General features: G+C 52.8%; 1 protein-coding gene. It reads left to right on the top strand.

All coding sequences use genetic code 11. The annotated features are described in order from the left end of the window. Window positions 1–1,089, top strand: a 1,089-nt coding sequence (locus R7Z41_RS24270; RefSeq protein ID WP_318141673.1) for a sigma 54-interacting transcriptional regulator, incomplete at both ends; no start/stop codon positions are given.

Raw genomic sequence — 1,089 nt, 5'->3', positions numbered from 1 at the left:
TCGCGCTGGCGAACAGCGGGCGACAGGCGTTGGAGCAGGTGCGGGAACAGGTTTTTGATCTTGTGCTTTGCGATGTGCGAATGGCGGAGATGGACGGCATCGCCACGCTGAAAGAGATCAAAGCGTTAAACCCGGCAATTCCGGTGCTGATTATGACTGCGTACTCCAGCGTCGAGACGGCGGTAGAGGCACTGAAAACTGGGGCGCTGGATTATCTCATCAAGCCGCTGGATTTCGATAACCTACAGGCGACGCTGGAAAAGGCGCTCGCGCATACGCACAGTATTGATGCTGAAACACCTGCGGTGACTGCCAGCCAGTTCGGTATGGTCGGTAAAAGCCCGGCGATGCAACACCTGCTCAGTGAAATCGCCCTCGTCGCGCCATCGGAAGCCACGGTACTGATCCACGGCGATTCCGGCACCGGTAAAGAGCTGGTCGCCAGGGCGATTCACGCCAGTAGCGCACGTAGCGAAAAACCGCTGGTAACGCTCAACTGTGCGGCACTCAACGAATCCTTGCTGGAATCTGAATTGTTCGGTCACGAAAAAGGGGCGTTTACTGGAGCCGATAAACGCCGGGAAGGGCGCTTTGTTGAGGCGGACGGCGGCACGCTGTTTCTCGATGAAATAGGTGATATGCCATTAATGTTGCAGGCTAAATTACTGCGCGCTATTGAGGCACGTGAAATTCTGCCGATTGGTGCCAGTAGCCCAATACAAGTCGACATTCGCATCATTTCTGCAACTAACCAGAATTTGGCCCAGTTCATTGCCGAAGGTAAATTCCGCGAAGATCTCTTCTACCGACTTAATGTTATCCCGATAACTCTGCCACCGCTGCGTGAACGTCAGGAAGATATTGAACTATTGGTGCATTACTTTTTACATCTGCATACCCGTCGTCTGGGATCGGTTTATCCTGGCATTGCTCCCGATGTCGTCGAAATATTGCGTAAGCATCGTTGGCCCGGAAACCTGCGCGAGTTAAGCAATTTGATGGAATATCTGGTTAACGTAGTTCCTTCAGGTGAAGTTATCGACAGCACGCTATTGCCGCCAAATCTGCTGAATAATGGCACAACGGAGC

The organism is Vibrio sp. 1457, from assembly GCF_033340195.1.
In the GTDB taxonomy this organism is placed as follows: domain Bacteria; phylum Pseudomonadota; class Gammaproteobacteria; order Enterobacterales; family Vibrionaceae; genus Vibrio; species Vibrio alginolyticus.
This window is presented reverse-complemented; position numbering and strand designations above follow the sequence as displayed.